The sequence below is a fragment of the Enterococcus avium ATCC 14025 genome (assembly GCF_000406965.1).
Classification (GTDB): domain Bacteria; phylum Bacillota; class Bacilli; order Lactobacillales; family Enterococcaceae; genus Enterococcus_A; species Enterococcus_A avium.
This window is the reverse complement of the sequence record NZ_KE136362.1, coordinates 400,573-418,700: the sequence shown is the minus strand read 5'-3', so window position 1 is coordinate 418,700 and position 18,128 is coordinate 400,573. Positions and strand designations below refer to the sequence as shown.

Below are 18,128 nucleotides of genomic sequence, written 5' to 3'. Positions count from 1 at the left end.
GATTTTTTATTTCCCTACTTCAAACTTCTCACCAGTTTTAGCATCTTCAGCCAATACTAAAATGCCCTTCTTCTCAGGCGCATTTGGTAAATGCAGTTCTCTGGCTGAACAGATCATGCCAAAGCTTTCTACGCCGCGTAAGCTGCCGGGCCAAATCATTTGTCCATCGGGCATCATCGCGCCAGGCTTTGCGACAACGACTTTTTGTCCAGCTTCGATATTAGGGGCACCGCAAACGATTTGCAACGTTTCTCCACCGTCAATTTCTGTCTCGGTAATATGCAAATGATCTGAATCCGGGTGATCGATACACGATTTTACATATCCCACGACAAATTTTGGTGAAAGATCTGCCACCAAACGTTCTTCAAAACCGGATTGCTTTAATTGTTCATTCAAGACTTCAATATCTTTTTCTGATAGCTCAACTTGTCCATTGCCATGAATGGTTAAGTAGTCTGAAACATTGAAAAAGTTCCAAGCGACAGTTTTCCCATCGGTTGTCTGAACACGGGCAACCGTGCCCTTTCGTTCGACAGAATTTTCCTTGTTTTCATCATTTTTGACGATGACCATTAAGGTATCGCCGACATTTTGTTTATTATACGCAAAAATCACGTTTTTACCTCCAGTCGTATTCCTCTCGTATCTTAACAAATCTGACAGGACTTTTGCATGAGATTTTTTTCATTTCTAGCTCAGCAAACAAACTTCATCAGCAAGAAGCAAACTTTAAAAAGCAATTTAAACGAGTTTGCCAATCCATTCCGATCCTCTTTTTTTCAAAATAAAAAGCTGGTCAAGCCAGCTTTTATTCGGCACTTGGATGAACGATCAACACATCACATAAGGCTTCTTTGATCACATAGCTGGCAACACTGCCGGTCATGAAGCGTTCTACCGCATTCAAACCCGATTGTCCAACCATCACTAAATCAATGTCGTATTTCTCTGGCAGGGTTCTCGCCATCGCTTCTTTGGCTGATCCATAGGCGATAATCCCTTCGATCTTGTTGTAGCCATATTCTTTGCCAAAGGCTTTGCATTCATTGATCAGATTTTTCGCATCGGCGGTTAATTGATCCATGATATTTTCATTTAAAGGCGAATAACTCATGAACGTATAGACTTGATGATCGATCACATTGGCCACATAAACAGTTCCGTGATTACGTTTTGCCACAGCCAGCGCTTTTTTGAAGGCTTCCATGGCTTGATCGCTGCCGTCAATTCCGACTAAGATGTTTTGATATGATTGTGTAAACATAACAATCTCCTACCCTTCTACTCGTTGCAAAAAGCCAGCGATTTCGTCTTTTGTTTTGCGATTTTTATTAACTAATCGACCTAATTCTTCTCCGTCATTGATTACGACAAAACTAGGAATCCCAAAGATATTCCACTCGGCTGCCACATCAATATATTCGTCCCGATCGACTTGGATAAATTGAAACTGCGGAAATGCTGCTTCGATCTCTGGCATCTGCGGTTTGATGAAGTTGCAATCGCCGCACCAATCAGCAGTAAAGAAAAACACATTCTTGCCTTTTTCCGCATAACCAGCTAACTCTTCAATACTTTTAGGGATAATCATAGCGTCACGACCTTTTCATTTACTACCTCTGATTATACACTTTTCATTCTTTTTGAGAAAGAAGCGAACTCGCGAACCTATTTTCTGCCAGTAGAGACCTCAAGGACCCGAAAAATAAGCTGGAAACGCCAAGCAACCTCAGGATCATCAATCTCAACGCCGGCCAAATCACGAATCTTATTCAAGCGATAGATTAATGTATTTCGATGAACGTGCAGTTTCTTAGCGGTTTTATTAATATCATTTCTGAGCTGCAAATAGACACTCAAGGTTTTGGCAAGCTCCGTTTCATGCACCTCATCATAAGCAAATAAGGTGTGTATCTCTTCTGGCATCAGATTTTCCTTTTTAAACGCCTTCAATGGATGCAGCAAGAAGGCTTCTGTCAGACACTCAGAAAAGGCGATACATTGGCTGCTGGTATTTAACGATTGTGCCGTATCGCGGGCGATCTCAGCTTGTTGAATAAAGACTGCTCGCTGATCTAAGGAATCAAAAACCGTACTAGCTCCGCAATAACATTCACTCTGACGAATCAGCTGCAAAAACGCCGGACTCAGCTTTGAATCCCTTAATTGATGAAACAGCAAATACAGCTTCTGCTCCTTTTCATAATAAAGCAGGTTCTGACATTCTTTGACGATCTGACTCTTCAGACGGGAAAACAGCATCGAATCATGATTCTTTTGAGACAAAACTACAATACAATAGCTTGCTTTTAATTGTACGATTTTAAGATAATCTTCTAAAGACGCGGCGTCGACGTAGTTTTCAATATCAAAGAATTTTTGTGCTAACAGCTCCTTGACTGGATTGATGGCGTGAGTCAGACGGTAATTATTCGACTGCATTAAGATGGCACAAAACTGGCGCAATAGATTATTCAGCTTCAGCGAAAACTCCAAAAGTTCCTCACGCATGAATAAGATGCTGACGAAGCCTTCTAAGTTATTATCGATATAGATCGGCCCACAGGTTTGCGGATAGTCGACACACACGCCCCAATCAATATAGATCGCCTCGTTTGAGCCGGTGATCGCCTCCATCAACCCATCATCAATGTAAAACTTCATGATCGTATGATCCGTTGGTTCTCCGCTATAGATGATCTGCTGCCAATAAGGATCATGAATATTCTCACCGCCCGCATAGGCAATCAAACGATAACCTGGATCTGCTACAATCAAAGGCAACTTGAAGATCTGGTAGGTAAGCTGTGCCAGCTCCTCAATCCGACACCCTTGTGAAACAGTTTCAATTGCTTTTTTGGTAAATTCTAGTAGTTTATTCTCACTGTATTCCATCATCCAGTCACCTCTTTACCCGCTATTTATATATTAATAGTAGCACCTATTGGTATTTTTGACGACAGCATCCGAAAAAATCAGATATTTTGCCAATGGAAAGAAAACGTTATCATGTTACGCTTTTTACAAGAACAACAATAAGAATTGGAGGAAAAGAAAATGACAGAATTTGAATTGAACAAGTTTAAGATCGAGCACATTTTTACCTACTCGATCGATGTGGATGCCAAGATGTTTATTCAAAAATTGCCCACTGGATCAACACGGGTGACTGGCGTTATCACTGGCGGGAAGGTCTGGGGACCAAAAATCACTGGTGAAATATTGCCTGTTGGGGCGGATTGGTCGACCGTTCATCCAAATGGAATCGTGGATGTCGACTGCCGGGCAATGATCCATACTGAGGACGGCGCAGATATCAACATGTTTTACCAAGGACGAATCGACTTAGGTTCGGCAGAGGCAGCCGCGGATTATGCCAACGGAAAATTCCCAGCCGTCATGGGCACCCAGCCGATGCCGGTACTAGATACCGATGATGAACGCTACGATTGGTGCAACCGGATCGCCTGCTTTGGAATCGGCAGAGTGGACTTTACCAATGATCCAATCGTGATTCAGTACGATGTTTATCGTTATTATGCAACGCCGTTTACTAAAGACAAGGAGGAATAGTCATGGATTACCAGACGCTTTTCACTCCATTTAAAATCGGAAATATGGAAGTCAAAAATCGCCTTGTGATGTCGCCAATGGGTACCAACTCGGCGTTTGCCAGCGGTCGAAAAGATGAACAAGAAATCGATTATTTCGTTGAACGGGCCAAAGGTGGTGTCGGTATGATCATTCTCGGCTGCCAGCCACTAAACGAAGAAATCGCTCAAGGCTCGATGGAAGGAACCTTGGATTCATTTACCGTCTTACCAGCCCTCACCTCTTTATGCGATTCGGTTCATCGCTATGGAACGAAAGTCATTTGCCAAATCACCTGCGGAACCGGGCGGAATGCCTTTCCTGATACATTAGGACGACCGCCGATGTCGGCCTCGCCGATCCCTTCAGCTTTTGATCCAAATGTCCCTTGTCGTGAAATGACGAAAGAAGATATCAAAGCCGTCATGGATGGCTTTACCTTTGCAGCGGGGTTAGCGAAGGATGCAGGATTTGATGGGATTGAAATTCACGCCCACGCCGGTTATTTAGTCGATCAATTTATGTCGCCGGTTTGGAACAAACGCACGGATGAATACAGTGGCTCACCAGAAAACTTTGCGCGCTTCCCACGAGAAATTATTCAAGCGATCCGAAAAGCGGTTGGCAACGAATTACCGATTCTTTTCAGAATTTCGTTAGACCATCGCTTTGAAGGTGGGCGCACGTTAGAGGATTCGATTCCTTTGATCAAATTATTAGAAGAAGAAGGCGTCGATGCCTTTGATATTGATGCCGGCTGTTATGAGACCTTGGATTATATTTTCCCACCTTCTTATTTAGGAGAATCGTGTATGTCCTATGTCACCGATGCAGCGCGTCAAGCCGTCTCTGTCCCATTATTAAATGCCGGAACCCACAATCCTGAGTCTGCTGTGGAACTTATTCAATCTGGTACTGCTGATTTTGCGATGATCGGTCGCGGGTTGATTGCTGATCCTGACTTACCTAATAAATTATTAGCTGATCAACGAGAAGATGTCCGTCCATGTCTGCGTTGTAACGAAAACTGTATCGGGCGAATTTGGAATAATCATACCAAACTCGGGTGCTCCGTCAATGTCCAAGCCATGGAGGAACGGCGCTTTAAATTAGAAGCGGCGGAAACAGCGAAGAAAATCGTGGTTATCGGCGGCGGCGCAGCCGGAATGGAAGCCGCTCGAGTGGCGAAATTAAGAGGTCATGAGGTAGCACTCTATGAAGCAGGACCTCGCTTAGGCGGCATGATGCGCGATGTCTCTACCGCAAAATTCAAGATCAATATCCAATTACTCAGTCAGTGGTATGAAAAACAAATGGAAAAACTAGGTATTGACGTGCATCTGAATACCTTTATCCGTCCAGATGATCCTATCTTAACCGAATGTGATGAAATTTTTATTGGCTGTGGCGCAGAGGCACTTGTTCCGCCAATCCCAGGAATCGACGCACCAAATGTTGCTACTATGGTGGAATGTCATCAGGATGAATCCCTGATTGATGGGGAAAATATCGTTATCTGCGGTGGCGGTTCAACCGGTTGTGATGGTGCATTAGAAATCACCTCAGAGATGGGCAAAAAGGTTACGATCATTGAAATGAAGGAGAATTGTGCAGAAGATGCAATGTTTATCAATCGAATTTCATTGATGAATGCGTTAGCTGCCAATAACGTCACCATGATCACTCAAGCGAAAGTTACTGCGATCACCGAAACAGGTGTGGCGATCGAAAAAGCCGATGGTACAACCGAAGTGATCCCGGCAGATACCGTGATCAATGCCTTCGGGATGAAGCCTGTCCTAACGACCGTTAATCAAGTGAAGGAAAAATACCATACCAAAACTCGCGTGCTGGGTGATAGTAATAAAATCGGCAAGATCGGCGATGCCATTCGTGATGGTTTCTACGCCGGTAGCACGATTTAGTAGTATACGCCGCTAAAAAATCAGTGATTTTATTGATCACTGATTTTTTGTGTTCTTTTATTTGAAATAATGACGTATAATTTTCAAATTCGTTTGTAACAATGGTAAAATAAGGCGTACACACAAAACTATATTTGACTAGAAAATAGATGAACGACAAACAAGGAGGTCTATGCTATGGAGAAAACAAAAAGATTCGCGCAAGGCTTGGCTATCGGTTCAACGATCGGTTTAGCTGCAGGCATCGCAGCAAATCACTATTATCGAAAAAAACAAAAAATGTCCCCAGACAAGGTCCTGGATCAAATCAAAGCGGCTTTTCTGAAAGAAGGACCAATCGAAGGCTCTTGGATTTCCTTCGACACTGAGCCCATGCAAAAATTCGCTATCACGATGGATATTCTTTCTGGCGGAATCACTCGGACAGAAGATGATCACTTGGTCGCTTATGAATTTAAAGCTGATGCTAAAACCGGTGCGGTATTAAGTATCGATCGTATCATTAATGACTAAAGCGTAGGTCGAAAAAATCGGCCTACGCTTTTACTGTCTGTATAAATAGTTTATTCCTTTTTTAGCTCATTGTTTTTGCCAAAGTCTCAACAAACCATTGTTCAAACTGCTTTGGATCAACCTTAGTCGCCACTTCCGCATTTGCTGGTAAATGCAAATAGTTCTCTAGGTCAACTAGTGATGCACCATAGCTCAATGATGGAGTTGTTTCAATCTCAACTCTAGTAGAAACAAGCTCAAACATCTCCGGCTTTAGAATCAAAGCGATTGCCAGCGCATCATACATATTCAGTCCTGATACCAAACTGCCGCTGCGATAGTTCGTAAATAATTGATGGATCATCTTACCGATTTCTCCGAAGTTGCGAATCTTATCTGTAGTTTCTGGCATAATTTTGGCTTGATTGCCTACTTCTAATGGCGCTACTTGGATCGGTACGCCGCTGTTGAAAACGATCTTTGCCGCTTCCGGATCGGCGGCAAAATTAAATTCAGACAACACACCATAATTTCCTCGCCCTAAGCTGCCGCCCATCACAACGATGCGATCGAGCTTCGGCAAATCTTGGGGATAAAGATGAATGAACAACGCGATATCGGTTAAGGGGCCGATCCCAACTAGAATCGTCTGCTCTTCTTGGCTCACGATCTCATGCATCGCTGCAACAGCGGTTTGGGATTCATCCGCAAAAATAGTAGCTTCAGGAAAATCATAGCCATCCATCCCCGACTCTCCATGAATCTCACTGGCATCGATTGCTTCTCTTAGCAACGAATGTGAACTTCCCAAAACAACTTCAGGGGACTTTTTCAATAGAGTTAATAATTTTTCCGTATTTGATTTTGTATGTTCTAAATTGACATTGCCAAAGGTTGGGCAAATCAGTTTTACCTCCAGCTCTTCACTAAAAAGGGCTAAGACAATCGCTACGGCGTCATCGATTCCCGGATCGGTGCTTAAAATGATTGGTTTTCTCTTCATAGGGTACTCCTTTAAACGTTCTCAAAAAAGCATACAACAAGATCGGTATTTAAGCCAATCGCAGACAGCTAGCTCAGTTTGAAGGAAAGTCATTTTCCCAAAAACGGGAAAAATGACCTTATCTTCGTACGCATATCATCACGCTAAACAGTCTGTTTTTTGTATTAACGAAAACTATTAATTACAAGTTACTCTTTGCAAACTGCAAAAAGCGTGACTGACAAAAAGGCCTCGCAATTAAGAACTTGCGAGGTCCATTTCAATAATCAATTATTTAACCAAACGATAAATCGCATCTGCGTAAATCACAGCAGAGTTCAAAATGTCTTCAACAGACATATATTCGTTGGCTTGGTGCATTGTATCTTCAAAACCTGGGAATTGTGCGCCGTAAGCCACACCGCGTTCTAGTAAGCGACCGAATGTGCCGCCGCCGATGACTTTTTCTTCCCCTTTGATGCCTGTATGTTCTTCGAAAGTATCTAGCAAAGTAGCAACCAAAGGATCATCCGCTGGTACATAGTGAGGCAGCATATGGTGTGCGCCTTCTGTTACTTTCACATCTGAACCGAATAATTCTTCTAATTTTGCTTTGATCTCATCGTTAGTTGTACCTTTAGGGTAACGGAAGTTCAACGTGATCCGGTTGTCGTTTTCTTGACCATCTTTGAAGCTGAAGATTCCAGCGTTCATTGTCAATTCACCCATTTTTTCATTGTTGAAGTCAACGCCTAATTTTTTACCATAGACATCTTCATGGATGTATTTTGCACTGTTTTCGATGAAGGCCTTAGCACCTTTGTCGAAATCATAGTTATTTAAGAAGACTGCTAAGAAAGTACCAGCGTTGGTTCCTAATTGAGGGCTGGCACCATGAGCTGCTTTCCCGTCTAAATGTAAGGTAACGCTTGAACCAGCAACATCTGCTTTACCGCTAACCGGGTTGTTCTCTACATAGTCTGCAAATTCTTTGGCTAATTTTTCCGCAGCGTCTGCATCGGCAACTTTTACTTCTGCCACAGCATTGCCAGGAACCATGTTTTCACGCAAACCTGCTTCGAAGCTTACTAAAACATAAGAAGTGCCGTTTGTTCCGTCAAAATGAGGGATCATGGTTACGTTCCCTTTTTCACCATTGATGATTGGGAAATACGCATCTGGTGAGAAGCCGAAATCAGGCTTTTCTTCATGTTCGAAATAGTAGTCCATATCTCCCCAGCCGCTTTCTTCGTCAGTACCGAAGACAAAACGGATTTTTTTAGAGATTGGTAAGCCTAATTCTTTGATGATTTTTACTGCATAATAAGCCGCAACTGATGGGCCTTTGTCATCGCTTGAGCCGCGAGCGTACAATTTGCCGTCGCGAATTTCTGGTTCGTAAGGATCTGAATCCCAACCGTCGCCAGCTGGTACCACATCTAAGTGACCGAAGATTCCTAAGGTTTCATCGCCGTCACCGTAATCAAAATGGCCGGCATAATTGTCGACGTTTTTTGTTGCGAAGCCATCGCGTTCTGCGATTTCAAGCATTTTTTCTAATGCTTCCACCGGTCCAGGTCCGAATGGTGCTTCTTTAGTTGCTTTGTCGTCTTCACGTTCACTCTTGATACGCAATAAAGTGAATAGATCCGCTAATAGATCGTCTTTACGTGCTTCGACTTCTTTCTTAAAATCGATTGTCATTGAAAGATTCCTCCTTATTCGATGCGAATGCCAAATATCCAACTAGATATCTCATCAACTGCTAGGCGAGCTCGTGGATAACGAGATTGCATACTATAAACAATACGAAATGTCGAGCCTACTCTAATGAAGAGGTAAAATTTGAGTCAAATTTTCTTATTGTCGTTGGCATACGATTCCACTAACGTATTAGAAATACGAAGTAGAACTCGCAACTGACATTCTTTAATTTAAACCACTTTAATGATAGCACTCTATTCAATAGAATAAAAATGAAAACTCTTTAATATTTGTTAGGAAAATTTCTCCTTTTTCCCTTATAATGATACCCATAGTGAATTTTATCTTGAACGGTTTATTCGCTACGATTTATAGGATGAAAGCAGGTGACTAGATGGTCCAATTAAATAACGACATCTTACATAAAGTGATTACGAAAAGGCCCGAGAATTCTCATAAGGGAACCTTTGGACGAGTGGTATTGATTGGCGGCAATCACCAATATGGCGGTGCGATCATCATGAGCGCCGAAGCATGTATCAAAAGTGGCGCAGGACTCACTACTGTCGTCACTGCTGAAAAAAATCATACTGCACTTCATACTCGTTTACCAGAAGCAATGGTATTGGATTTCAATGAGACGAAGACGCTTTATCAAGTATTAGAAAAGGCCGATGTCATTTTGATTGGTCCTGGTTTAGGACTAGCAAAGGAAATGGCAATGCTGTTAAAAGAGGTTTTGACCAATCAACAGGCCGAGCAGTGGTTAGTGATTGACGGCTCAGCGATCACGCTATTTAAGGACTACAAATTATCCCTAAAATTTCCTGAACAAACCATTTTTACCCCGCATTTAGCGGAATGGACACACCTAAGTGGTTTAAGCTTTATCCAGCAGACCGATGAAAATAACCGTGCAAAGCAAGCGCTCTTAGGCGCCAAGATCGTCCTAAAAAGTCATCGCACAACGATCTATGATGACGCAGTTGCCTATTATCAAAATCCGCTAGGCAATCCAGGTATGGCCACTGGCGGCATGGGTGACACTCTGGCTGGCATGATCACTGGTTTTCTCGCTCAGTTTGAAAAAAATACCGATACAGTCGGTGCTGCTGTTTATCTTCATAGCTTGATCGGCGATGATCTGGCTGAAGAGAACTATGTAGTTTTACCTACAACCATCAGTGAGGCGCTTCCTCGTTATATGAAAAAATACGCCCTCGAAAGGAATTAATCATGGAAAAATATCCCGGCTATTCTCGCAAGCCTTTTTATTATGAAACCGATAAGATGGGCATCATCCACCACTCCAATTACATTCGCTGGTTTGAAGAAGCTCGCGTTGACGCTCTGAACTTTATGAATTGTCCCTTTGAAAAAATCGAAGCAGACGGTATTATGATCCCCGTCTTAGGAGTCAGCTGTGAATACAAGGAGATGGTTCGCTTTGGCGATGAAGTCCTGATTCAGCCTGTCGTTAAAAAATATACGGGCACCCGTTTGGATTTCGAATACCGTGTCTATAATGGTGAAAAATTAGTCACGACGGGAACGAGCCAACACTGCTTTATGTCCTATGAAACCAATCGTTTGGTGCAATTGCGAAAAACACATCCTGCGTTACACGAATTATTTTTAGACTATTACGAAACAACGAAAGAGGAATGCTAAAAAATAGCTGCCGACAATTGCCGGCAGCTATTTTTTCTCTGAGTATTTATACTGAAACGCTGTCTCCAGCAGTTTCTTCTGTGCTAGCCACTTCGTCATCGACCAATTTCTTATCGTAGGCACGAGCAAATGGTAAATAGATGACAAATGCTGCTACTGCACCGATAATCGCAACTAAAGCTGCTTTCCAGTCACCGCCAGTACTGATAAAGGCACCGACTCCGACTGGTGAAGGCCATGGCATATTAGCAATTACTGGACGAATCAATTCAAATTGGATCGCGAAGTAAGCAATTGATGCCGAAACCATTGGCGCCAAGAAGAATGGAATCGCCATGAATGGATTGTAGATCAATGGAATACCAAAGATCAACGGTTCATTGATATTGAAGAGACATGGAACGATTGAAGCCTTTCCTAATACCTTCAACTGTTCTGATTTAGCCATATAAACTAAGAAGAGACACAAGCCCAACGTCGCACCCGAACCTCCAATGGTTACGAAGGCATTTTGGAATTCACCAGCTAACGGAATATGCGCGCCATCAGCATTCAATGCCAAGTTTCCTAAAGTAATCGGAGCGATCAATGAAGAAATGATATTGGCACCATGAATCCCCACGATCCACAACGCATGGATCAAGAAGTAGATGACCATAACACCGATCCAGCTGCTGGTTAATTTGGTTACGAAACCAAACGGAATCGCGATCAATTGGAAAATATCTGTATTAAAGAAAACTAAAATGCCAATAATGATTAAAATAACAAAAGCAACCACAAAGGCTGGAATCAATGCGGTAAAGGCTCTTGATACGCCTTCTGGAACTTGTTCTGGCATTTTGATGACCCAATTTCTCTTCACACATAAACGATAAAGCCGAACAGCAATCACTGCCATGATAATTCCAGTAAAGATCCCGACTGTTCCTAAACGAGAGACCCCATCACCGCCGATTGCCCAGCCGTTGATAATTCCTTCGTCAAGATTCGTCAAACGAACGATGCTGCCTTTTTCCATCATTAATTGCGGAATTGATAAGAAGAAAGCGAAGATTGATAGTAACGCCCCTGTGATCGGCGCCATGTTCAATTCTTCTTCTTCAGCAATAATTTTTGTATATTCATAGCCTAATCCAACACAGAAATATAATGCCAAAATACCCATCGTTGTACTATTTGCTAACATATAAAGACTTTCAAATTTAAAGAAGGTTGAATTGAAGATCCCTTCTAGAAACGGAAAGGTCATTGGTAAAATATTGAACACTAAAAACATGGAACCGACAATTGTAAATGGAATTGCGCCCATACCAGCACCCATGATCGCTCGCACAACTTTTAGTGAGGCAATTTTCCCCATAGGGCCCATCAGGTTTTTCTCTAAAAAAGCAAAGACTTTGTTATTTGATCCGTCCATTTTTTAATCACCCTTTATTTATTATTTAGTTTACTGAACTCTGTAATATATGAGGCGTGTCTATCTTTCTGACTATAAATGCTCTGAATGCGTTTTAAAATAATTCCTGACAACAACATACCGACTAATAAAATGCAGCTGACAAATCCTTTGCTGGTTGCACTATTTGTGAAAAATGGAAAAACTTGTTCGAACCCAAAATTGGTCAAAACAGATACCAATAGAACAAGATTGATTATTCCTTGGGTCATTTGATACAAGCGATGCCATTTTAACTGATTGCGAACATCATCTGATGGATAGCCGTAAAGTCGCAAATGTTCTGCGATGGCAGGGACTGAAAGCACTATTAATCCCAGCGGCAGCAATGACCAAGCACTTCTGCTCATAGCCAAAGAAAGCAACCAATATAAATTAGTAAAGAAAAAACCAGCTAATAAGTATCTAAGTAGAAGGAAACGATTGTAGCGAAAATTCTTCAATGCCGTTTCTTTTTTTAATTGACTAACAGTTTCTTTATCCATCGTCTGTTCTCCTCTTTATTTCAAACTAATGACTATCATTTCTTACGATACTTTGCGATATAACGACAGCATCTCGATCGCAACTTCCCGTAAGGTCATAGTGGTCATCAGGTGATCCTGAGCGTGTACCATGATAATTTCCATTTCAATTTTTTCTCCGCTGGCATATTGCTGCAGGAGTTCGGTTTGCGCTTTATGCGCTTTGACTAGTGAATCATTTGCTTCGTTCAAATGTACCTCTGCTTCTTCATAGTTTCCTTCACGCATACTTTTGAAGCCTTCATGTACAAGTGTTCGGGCATCCCCACTACTCAAAATAATTTCAAATGCTGCTTCTTGTAATTTTTCTGAGTCCATTATTTTCTCCTTCTACTCTCTTTTTTTAAATTGATCAATAAACGCTTTTATAAAGTTATCAAAAGTATCACTGAAGGCTAAGGCTTTCCTGAAGGTATCATCCTCCATAATCTCAACCAGCATTTGACTAACCTTGTCTATCTCAAACTTTCCAAATTTATCCGGTGATAATAAGAAAACTAACTGAATATTTTGATATTCCTTGTCCCAAGTAATCCCTTCAGGTGCTACCGCAACGGCCACATGCCCCTCTTTGGTCAAGGCTTCGATGGGATGCGGAACCGCCATAAATTCAGAAAATACGACGGAGCTGTAGGATTCACGCAGTTTTAATTGTTTTAAAAAGTTTTCTTGCAAGTCGGTTCCTTCAACAGCTTCAATTTTGCTGATTAATTCTCTTAAAACAGCATCTTTGGTTGAATGTTCTCCGACAAAATAGAATAAATCAGGTTTGAAACTTCGCTCAATTAATTCAACTTGTTCTTCAACCAATTCTTTTCGATCGCTTTCCTTTCGACCTGCAACGAAATGGCTACCCTTATTACTAGATATTTCATGATTGATTTTTTGAATGTCATCTTTTCCTAAGAAAACACTGACATTGACGATTGGTGCATTTAAGACAATATTTCCTAAATTAATCGAAGAAATGACTAAATCAATGTGACTTAAATCCTGTTCAGCGATTTCATAATAACTAATGACCTTTTCAATCAAAATTCTCGAACCAAATTCGCGTTCCAGCCGATTTTTGATCATTTGCGAGCTGCCTAACCCGGTGGCACAGATGACCAATACATGAGTCTTCTGTTCATTGAAGTAGCGTTCCACCGCCGCTGTGATGTGGATCGCAAGATAGGCCCACTCCCCTTCAGTCACTTGATATGATTTAAACACCGGCATTTTCGAAAAATAGTTGACCGTCAATTCAAACAAATCCGGGTATTGCGTCTTAATTTCCTCTAGCAGCGGATTTTCGATACTAGAGTTATTTTGCAGTCTAGTTAACAGCGGGATAAAATGGAGCATTAATCCATCAATCAAAATCGTATCGTGTTCTAAATCAAATGGTGTATCCTGATCAATGGCCTTCAATGTTTCAAGCAATTGTGCTCGGATTTGCTCTTCAGTTGCATCCGCTTTTTTAAAAATTGTTTTCGCCGTAATCTTGTTTTTTAAATGAAGAGCAATAAAATCCGCTTCTTCCGAAGAAAACGTAATCCCTACCGCATGCTCGATTCTGGCTAATATTTTCAAAGCGGTTTGATATTCAATCGAATCTTCATCAAAAGATATCGGCGCCTGAATATCCATAAAAAAGCCATTTTGGATTCGTTTGATCGCCAAACCAATATGAAGGACTAAATTATAAACGATGAAATCTGAAAGCTTTAACTGTGATTCTCGACATTCATCTAAAACAATAATGACAATTTCTTCAACACTGATCCCTTCCAATAAGTTCGCGTACATGGAAAAGGCAAATAAATTGTCATGCAACCGCTCCATAAAGAAATAGTTCATAATGAAGTGACGGATATTTTGCTCATTTCCGACAATGAAAATCCCTTTATTACTTTTGCTTTGAAGCTCGATTTGGTAAGGCGTGATTAGTTTTTTTATTTCTACTAAATCATTTGATATCGTTGAGCGAGATACAAACAGTTCATCGGCTATGGCATCAACATAGACAGCACTTTGTTCAAAAAACAAACGGTTCAAAATATAGTATTGTCGATCATTTGATTCTTGAATCGTTGTGATATCTTTAGAAGCCATTTGACTTTTGACCTCTTCAAGATAAAATTCGTCGAATCGCCTAGCATCCTCAATTTTCAACTGGTACCCGTTTCCTTGTTTTGCCTCAATTGTAGCAAGTGATTCTTGCTTTAATGCATCCTCAAGCAGATGAAGATATTTTCTAGCTGTTCGATTGGAAACATCAATTCCTGAAGCGATTTCTTGACTCGTCAAATACGTATGCTTATGGTCAAATAATAATTTTAGGATTTGTGTCTCGCGCTTGCTCAACATGGTTATCAGCCCTTACTAAATATTTTCAAGAATCACGTTAGACAATTTATCAATCCCCATTGGAATTGGTACATACGCTTGTGGCGGAATATTGACGATCGGTTTATTGTATTTCTTTGCACTTTTTTCTAAGCTGTCAAAATACATTTTGGTTTGCGGACTAACTAGATACAAATCGTATTCATCCTTAGCGATGGTATTTGCTCCTTGGGATTGCGAAGTCGCGTCGACTTGAATCTCATTTCCTTTTCCTTGCAGACTCTCGGTTGTTTTTTTTGCAATAACGGATGAAGACATTCCTCCGGCACAGATAATCAAAGCTTTTTTCATCGTTTTTTCCTCCCTATTTTTAATAGATTTCTTATCCCCATACATTCATCTACTCTTATTTTAACGTAGGCATGAATGACAGCGGATTCGTTTTTTTATCCTAAATCCTCGCCATTTGAAGCAATGACTTGTTTGAACCAATCAAATGAATCCTTCTTGCTGCGTTCTAACGTACCATTTCCTTCGTTATCTCGATCAACATAGATAAACCCATAACGTTTTTTCATTTCGCCAGTATTGGCAGAGACTAAATCAATACATCCCCACGGGGTATAACCCATTAACTCCACGCCATCTTCCACTACAGCCTTCTTCATTTCTTTGATATGATCACGGAAATAATCGATCCGATACGTATCATGGACACTGCCGTCGGCTTCTTTTTCGTCGATTGCGCCAAAGCCGTTTTCGACAATGAAGAGCGGCACACGATAATGATCCGTAAACCAATTCAGTGAATAACGCAGACCTTCTGGATCAATTTGCCAGCCCCAGGCGGTGACGTTGAGGTATTCATTTCTGACAAAATCTTCCTGTTCGTGATAGTCAAAGTACACATTGTCTTCTTTATGCGTGATCGCAAAGGACATGTAATAACTAAAGCCAATATAATCGACTGTTCCTTTTTTCAATTCGGCTAAATCTTCTGAGGTGATATCTAAATCATACCCTTTTCTAGCGAAGTATGTCAGCATATACCCCGGATAAGCTCCATGAACATGAACATCCGTAAAATAGTACCGTTTTTCCATCGCCTTTTGGGCCATCAATACATCCGCCGGCTTACACGTTGCCGGATAGATGGGACACATAGCGATCATACATCCAATTTCAAAATCTGGATTGATTGCTTTGCCGATTTGAACCGCCTTTGCACTGGCAACGAGTTCATAGTGAGCCGCTTGATACATGATTTGCTCGCGATCATCGCCTTCCTTATAGGAAATTCCTGAATTCGTAAACGGGAAAAATTGATCATTGTAATTGGCTTGGTTGTTAATTTCGTTAAAGGTCATCCAATACTTGACTTTGTCCTTATAGCGCTTGAAGCAAACTTCAGCAAACCTAACAAAGAAATCAATCACCTTACGATTGGCAAATCCACCATATTCAGTAACTAGATGATACGGCAGTTCAAAATGCGAAAGTGTCACCACAGGCTCAATCCCATACTTCAAACATTCATCAAAGAGATCATCATAAAATTTTAACCCAGCTTCATTTGGAACATCCTCATCCCCCTTTGGAAAGATCCTTGTCCAAGCAATCGAGGTTCGGAAACATTTAAAACCCATTTCAGCAAAAAGTGCGATATCTTCTTTATACCGATGATAAAAATCAATGCCCTCATGGTTTGGGTAATACTCTCCTTCAAGGACACCCTCCGTGATTCTACGTGGAATACCAGGACCACCGACAGTCATCACATCCGCTACGCTGATGCCCTTGCCGCCTTCTTGCCAAGCTCCCTCAAGCTGATGCGCTGCTACTGCACCTCCCCACAAAAAATCTTTTGAAAATCCTGTCATAAATCAACCATCCTTTCTCTTTCTAACCCCATCATAAAAGATAGCGTTTCCATTTAGAACACAGACAATTACCATATCGTTGTGGTAATTTCTTGGCAACGGCTTTTCTTCTATACATAGAATAGAAAAAACACCTAAAGCAGAAAATCTGCCTTAGATGTTTTTTGTCGGAATAGTTTACAGTCCTGAGTCAAATCAGCCGTTTCTATTTATATTTTCTCTTCAAGTAAATGTAGAAAGGAATACCTAATGCTGTAATGGCAATCCCAACCATCGCTAATTGGAATTGGTTGATCAACGTCATTACTAAGATAAATACCCCACCAATAATCGCAACAATCGGAATGATTGGGTAAAGCGGTACTTTGTAAGGACGAACCAAATCTGGTTCAGTTTTTCTCAATTTGATTACCGCGATAAAAACTAATGTGTAGAAGATCCAGATAACGAAGACTAACATGTCTGTTAGCATATCGAATCCGCCCACCATCATCATAGCAATAGCGATGACTAATTCTAGAATCCCAGCGATATAAGGTACGTGATTTTTGTTTAATTTCACTAATTTATCTGAGAAAGGTAATTGCTTTTCAAGACCCATCGTATAAGGAAGACGCATCCCTGTCATCGTATAACCATTGATTGTTCCATATACTGAGATTAAGATCCCGATCGTTACTAACTTACCGCCCATGCCGCCGAAGATTTTTCCAGCAACGTCCATCGCCGCATTTTCGTTCCCAGCTAACGCAGACATATCAATCGTACGCAAGAAAGCAAATTGTACCAATAAGTAAACAGCCATGATTCCTAAGATCCCGCCTGCAATTGCTCGAGGAAGATCACGTGCTGGTTTTTTCAATTCTCCTGCGATGTTTCCAACGTGAATCCAGCCATCATAAGCAAACATTGTCGCTAACAATCCAGCACCTAAAGCTGGAGCAAAACCGCCAACTGCTGGACCGGCTTGAACTGGGAATAAGCTGACAGACACATCGCCTTGACGTATCAAACCGAAAATGACAATCAATGCTAAAGGCACTAACTTACAAACTAACGTGATTGATTGGAACATTCCGCCAGCTTTTGAGCCTAAGAAGTTGATCAACATGATTGAAGCTGCTGCCACGATTGCGATCGGAATGATCGTTGAATCGCTCATACCAAATAGATTTTTGAACTGAGTGGCAAAAATAATTGCTAAAGCCGCTACATTAGCTGGGAAGTAGATGACTACCTGTGCCCATCCAAGTAAGAAACTCCAAAATTCTCCATACGCACGTTCGATGTAGCGAAGCATACCGCCTGTTTCCGGAATAGCTGCTGCTAATTCTGCACCCGTTAGTCCCGCACAGACACTGATCAGACCGCCTAGGAACCACGACAACATGTGCAGACTCGTTGATCCAGTTACTGCAGCAACACTGGCTGCTTTAAAGAATACCCCCGCCCCAATTACAGTACCCATTACTGTCGAAAGAGCTGGGAAGAACGTCATTGTTCGCTTTAGTTCACCAGATGGTTGTGAACCCACGAGTTCTTGTTGGTCGACTGCCATAATTTTTC

Annotated in this window: 18 protein-coding genes; 5 read left to right on the top strand and 13 right to left on the bottom strand. The window is 41.4% G+C overall.

Features of this window, described 5'->3' with window-relative positions; genetic code table 11:
• Positions 1–6: 6 nt before the first annotated feature.
• The 4 genes from ytpR to OMU_RS09080 form a co-directional block, all read right to left on the bottom strand.
• A complete protein-coding gene (gene ytpR / locus OMU_RS09095; RefSeq protein ID WP_016179620.1) occupies positions 7–618 on the bottom strand; it encodes a YtpR family tRNA-binding protein in 612 nt (203 codons plus the stop codon).
• A 193-nt stretch (positions 619–811) separates the two neighbouring features.
• On the bottom strand, positions 812–1,267 hold the full coding sequence (locus OMU_RS09090; RefSeq protein ID WP_016179619.1) for a universal stress protein: 456 nt from the start codon (positions 1,265–1,267) through the stop codon (positions 812–814).
• Positions 1,268–1,276: 9 nt separating this feature from the next.
• Entirely contained in the window at positions 1,277–1,594 is a 318-nt protein-coding gene (locus OMU_RS09085; protein ID WP_016179618.1) for a thioredoxin family protein, read from the bottom strand.
• 77 nt (positions 1,595–1,671) lie between these two features.
• Positions 1,672–2,901 (bottom strand): PucR family transcriptional regulator, encoded by a 1,230-nt coding sequence (locus OMU_RS09080; protein WP_230371742.1) that lies wholly within the window; start codon positions 2,899–2,901, stop codon positions 1,672–1,674.
• A 159-nt stretch (positions 2,902–3,060) separates the two neighbouring features.
• On the opposite strand from OMU_RS09080, the gene OMU_RS09075 reads away from it, so the two are divergent.
• The 3 genes from OMU_RS09075 (at position 3,061) to OMU_RS09065 (ending at position 6,032) form a co-directional block, all read left to right on the top strand.
• Positions 3,061–3,576, top strand: a complete 516-nt coding sequence (locus tag OMU_RS09075) for a DUF3237 domain-containing protein (RefSeq protein WP_016179616.1) — start codon at positions 3,061–3,063, stop codon at positions 3,574–3,576.
• A 2-nt stretch (positions 3,577–3,578) separates the two neighbouring features.
• Positions 3,579–5,519 (top strand): oxidoreductase, encoded by a 1,941-nt coding sequence (locus OMU_RS09070; protein ID WP_016179615.1) that lies wholly within the window; start codon positions 3,579–3,581, stop codon positions 5,517–5,519.
• 177 nt (positions 5,520–5,696) lie between these two features.
• Entirely contained in the window at positions 5,697–6,032 is a 336-nt protein-coding gene (locus OMU_RS09065; protein ID WP_016179614.1) for a PepSY domain-containing protein, read from the top strand.
• A gap of 61 nt (positions 6,033–6,093) precedes the next feature.
• Here OMU_RS09065 and OMU_RS09060 read toward each other — a convergent pair whose 3' ends face one another.
• Together OMU_RS09060 and pepV are read right to left on the bottom strand one after the other, a co-directional pair.
• Positions 6,094–7,014: a nucleoside hydrolase gene (locus OMU_RS09060; protein WP_016179613.1), complete on the bottom strand. Its 921-nt coding sequence runs from the start codon at positions 7,012–7,014 to the stop codon at positions 6,094–6,096.
• Positions 7,015–7,284: 270 nt separating this feature from the next.
• Complete coding sequence (gene pepV, locus OMU_RS09055) at positions 7,285–8,697, bottom strand: dipeptidase PepV (protein ID WP_016179612.1); 1,413 nt, start codon at positions 8,695–8,697, stop codon at positions 7,285–7,287.
• A 394-nt stretch (positions 8,698–9,091) separates the two neighbouring features.
• On the opposite strand from pepV, the gene OMU_RS09050 reads away from it, so the two are divergent.
• Both OMU_RS09050 and OMU_RS09045 read left to right on the top strand, forming a co-directional pair.
• A complete protein-coding gene (locus OMU_RS09050) occupies positions 9,092–9,931 on the top strand; it encodes an NAD(P)H-hydrate dehydratase (protein WP_016179611.1) in 840 nt (279 codons plus the stop codon).
• Positions 9,932–9,933: 2 nt separating this feature from the next.
• Entirely contained in the window at positions 9,934–10,368 is a 435-nt protein-coding gene (locus tag OMU_RS09045) for an acyl-CoA thioesterase (protein ID WP_016179610.1), read from the top strand.
• 46 nt (positions 10,369–10,414) lie between these two features.
• Here OMU_RS09045 and celB read toward each other — a convergent pair whose 3' ends face one another.
• The 7 genes from celB to OMU_RS09010 form a co-directional block, all read right to left on the bottom strand.
• On the bottom strand, positions 10,415–11,788 hold the full coding sequence (gene celB, locus OMU_RS09040; RefSeq protein WP_016179609.1) for a PTS cellobiose transporter subunit IIC: 1,374 nt from the start codon (positions 11,786–11,788) through the stop codon (positions 10,415–10,417).
• 14 nt (positions 11,789–11,802) lie between these two features.
• Positions 11,803–12,312, bottom strand: a complete 510-nt coding sequence (locus tag OMU_RS09035; RefSeq protein ID WP_016179608.1) for a hypothetical protein — start codon at positions 12,310–12,312, stop codon at positions 11,803–11,805.
• Between the two features lie 42 nt (positions 12,313–12,354).
• Positions 12,355–12,669 carry a PTS cellobiose transporter subunit IIA gene (locus OMU_RS09030; protein WP_016179607.1) on the bottom strand — a complete coding sequence of 105 codons (315 nt, stop codon included), beginning with the start codon at positions 12,667–12,669 and terminating at the stop codon, positions 12,355–12,357.
• Positions 12,670–12,681: 12 nt separating this feature from the next.
• Positions 12,682–14,703, bottom strand: coding sequence for a BglG family transcription antiterminator (locus tag OMU_RS09025; protein WP_016179606.1), 2,022 nt, complete (start codon positions 14,701–14,703; stop codon positions 12,682–12,684).
• 15 nt (positions 14,704–14,718) lie between these two features.
• Positions 14,719–15,033, bottom strand: coding sequence for a PTS cellobiose transporter subunit IIB (locus OMU_RS09020; RefSeq protein WP_016179605.1), 315 nt, complete (start codon positions 15,031–15,033; stop codon positions 14,719–14,721).
• 95 nt (positions 15,034–15,128) lie between these two features.
• A complete protein-coding gene (locus OMU_RS09015) occupies positions 15,129–16,562 on the bottom strand; it encodes a 6-phospho-beta-glucosidase (protein WP_016179604.1) in 1,434 nt (477 codons plus the stop codon).
• 205 nt (positions 16,563–16,767) lie between these two features.
• Positions 16,768–18,120, bottom strand: coding sequence for an APC family permease (locus OMU_RS09010; RefSeq protein WP_016179603.1), 1,353 nt, complete (start codon positions 18,118–18,120; stop codon positions 16,768–16,770).
• Positions 18,121–18,128: the final 8 nt, after the last annotated feature.

Excerpts from the sequence above, each read along its gene's own strand:
- OMU_RS09090 (WP_016179619.1), bottom strand. The coding sequence starts at position 1,267 with ATGTTTACACAATCATATCAAAACATCTTAGTCGGAATTGACGGCAGC.
- OMU_RS09085 (WP_016179618.1), bottom strand. The coding sequence starts at position 1,594 with ATGATTATCCCTAAAAGTATTGAAGAGTTAGCTGGTTATGCGGAAAAA.
- OMU_RS09080 (WP_230371742.1), bottom strand. The coding sequence starts at position 2,901 with ATGATGGAATACAGTGAGAATAAACTACTAGAATTTACCAAAAAAGCA.
- OMU_RS09075 (WP_016179616.1), top strand. The coding sequence starts at position 3,061 with ATGACAGAATTTGAATTGAACAAGTTTAAGATCGAGCACATTTTTACC.
- OMU_RS09070 (WP_016179615.1), top strand. The coding sequence starts at position 3,579 with ATGGATTACCAGACGCTTTTCACTCCATTTAAAATCGGAAATATGGAA.
- OMU_RS09065 (WP_016179614.1), top strand. The coding sequence starts at position 5,697 with ATGGAGAAAACAAAAAGATTCGCGCAAGGCTTGGCTATCGGTTCAACG.
- OMU_RS09060 (WP_016179613.1), bottom strand. The coding sequence starts at position 7,014 with ATGAAGAGAAAACCAATCATTTTAAGCACCGATCCGGGAATCGATGAC.
- pepV (WP_016179612.1), bottom strand. The coding sequence starts at position 8,697 with ATGACAATCGATTTTAAGAAAGAAGTCGAAGCACGTAAAGACGATCTA.
- OMU_RS09050 (WP_016179611.1), top strand. The coding sequence starts at position 9,092 with ATGGTCCAATTAAATAACGACATCTTACATAAAGTGATTACGAAAAGG.
- OMU_RS09045 (WP_016179610.1), top strand. The coding sequence starts at position 9,934 with ATGGAAAAATATCCCGGCTATTCTCGCAAGCCTTTTTATTATGAAACC.
- celB (WP_016179609.1), bottom strand. The coding sequence starts at position 11,788 with ATGGACGGATCAAATAACAAAGTCTTTGCTTTTTTAGAGAAAAACCTG.
- OMU_RS09035 (WP_016179608.1), bottom strand. The coding sequence starts at position 12,312 with ATGGATAAAGAAACTGTTAGTCAATTAAAAAAAGAAACGGCATTGAAG.
- OMU_RS09030 (WP_016179607.1), bottom strand. The coding sequence starts at position 12,669 with ATGGACTCAGAAAAATTACAAGAAGCAGCATTTGAAATTATTTTGAGT.
- OMU_RS09025 (WP_016179606.1), bottom strand. The coding sequence starts at position 14,703 with ATGTTGAGCAAGCGCGAGACACAAATCCTAAAATTATTATTTGACCAT.
- OMU_RS09020 (WP_016179605.1), bottom strand. The coding sequence starts at position 15,033 with ATGAAAAAAGCTTTGATTATCTGTGCCGGAGGAATGTCTTCATCCGTT.
- OMU_RS09015 (WP_016179604.1), bottom strand. The coding sequence starts at position 16,562 with ATGACAGGATTTTCAAAAGATTTTTTGTGGGGAGGTGCAGTAGCAGCG.
- OMU_RS09010 (WP_016179603.1), bottom strand. The coding sequence starts at position 18,120 with ATGGCAGTCGACCAACAAGAACTCGTGGGTTCACAACCATCTGGTGAA.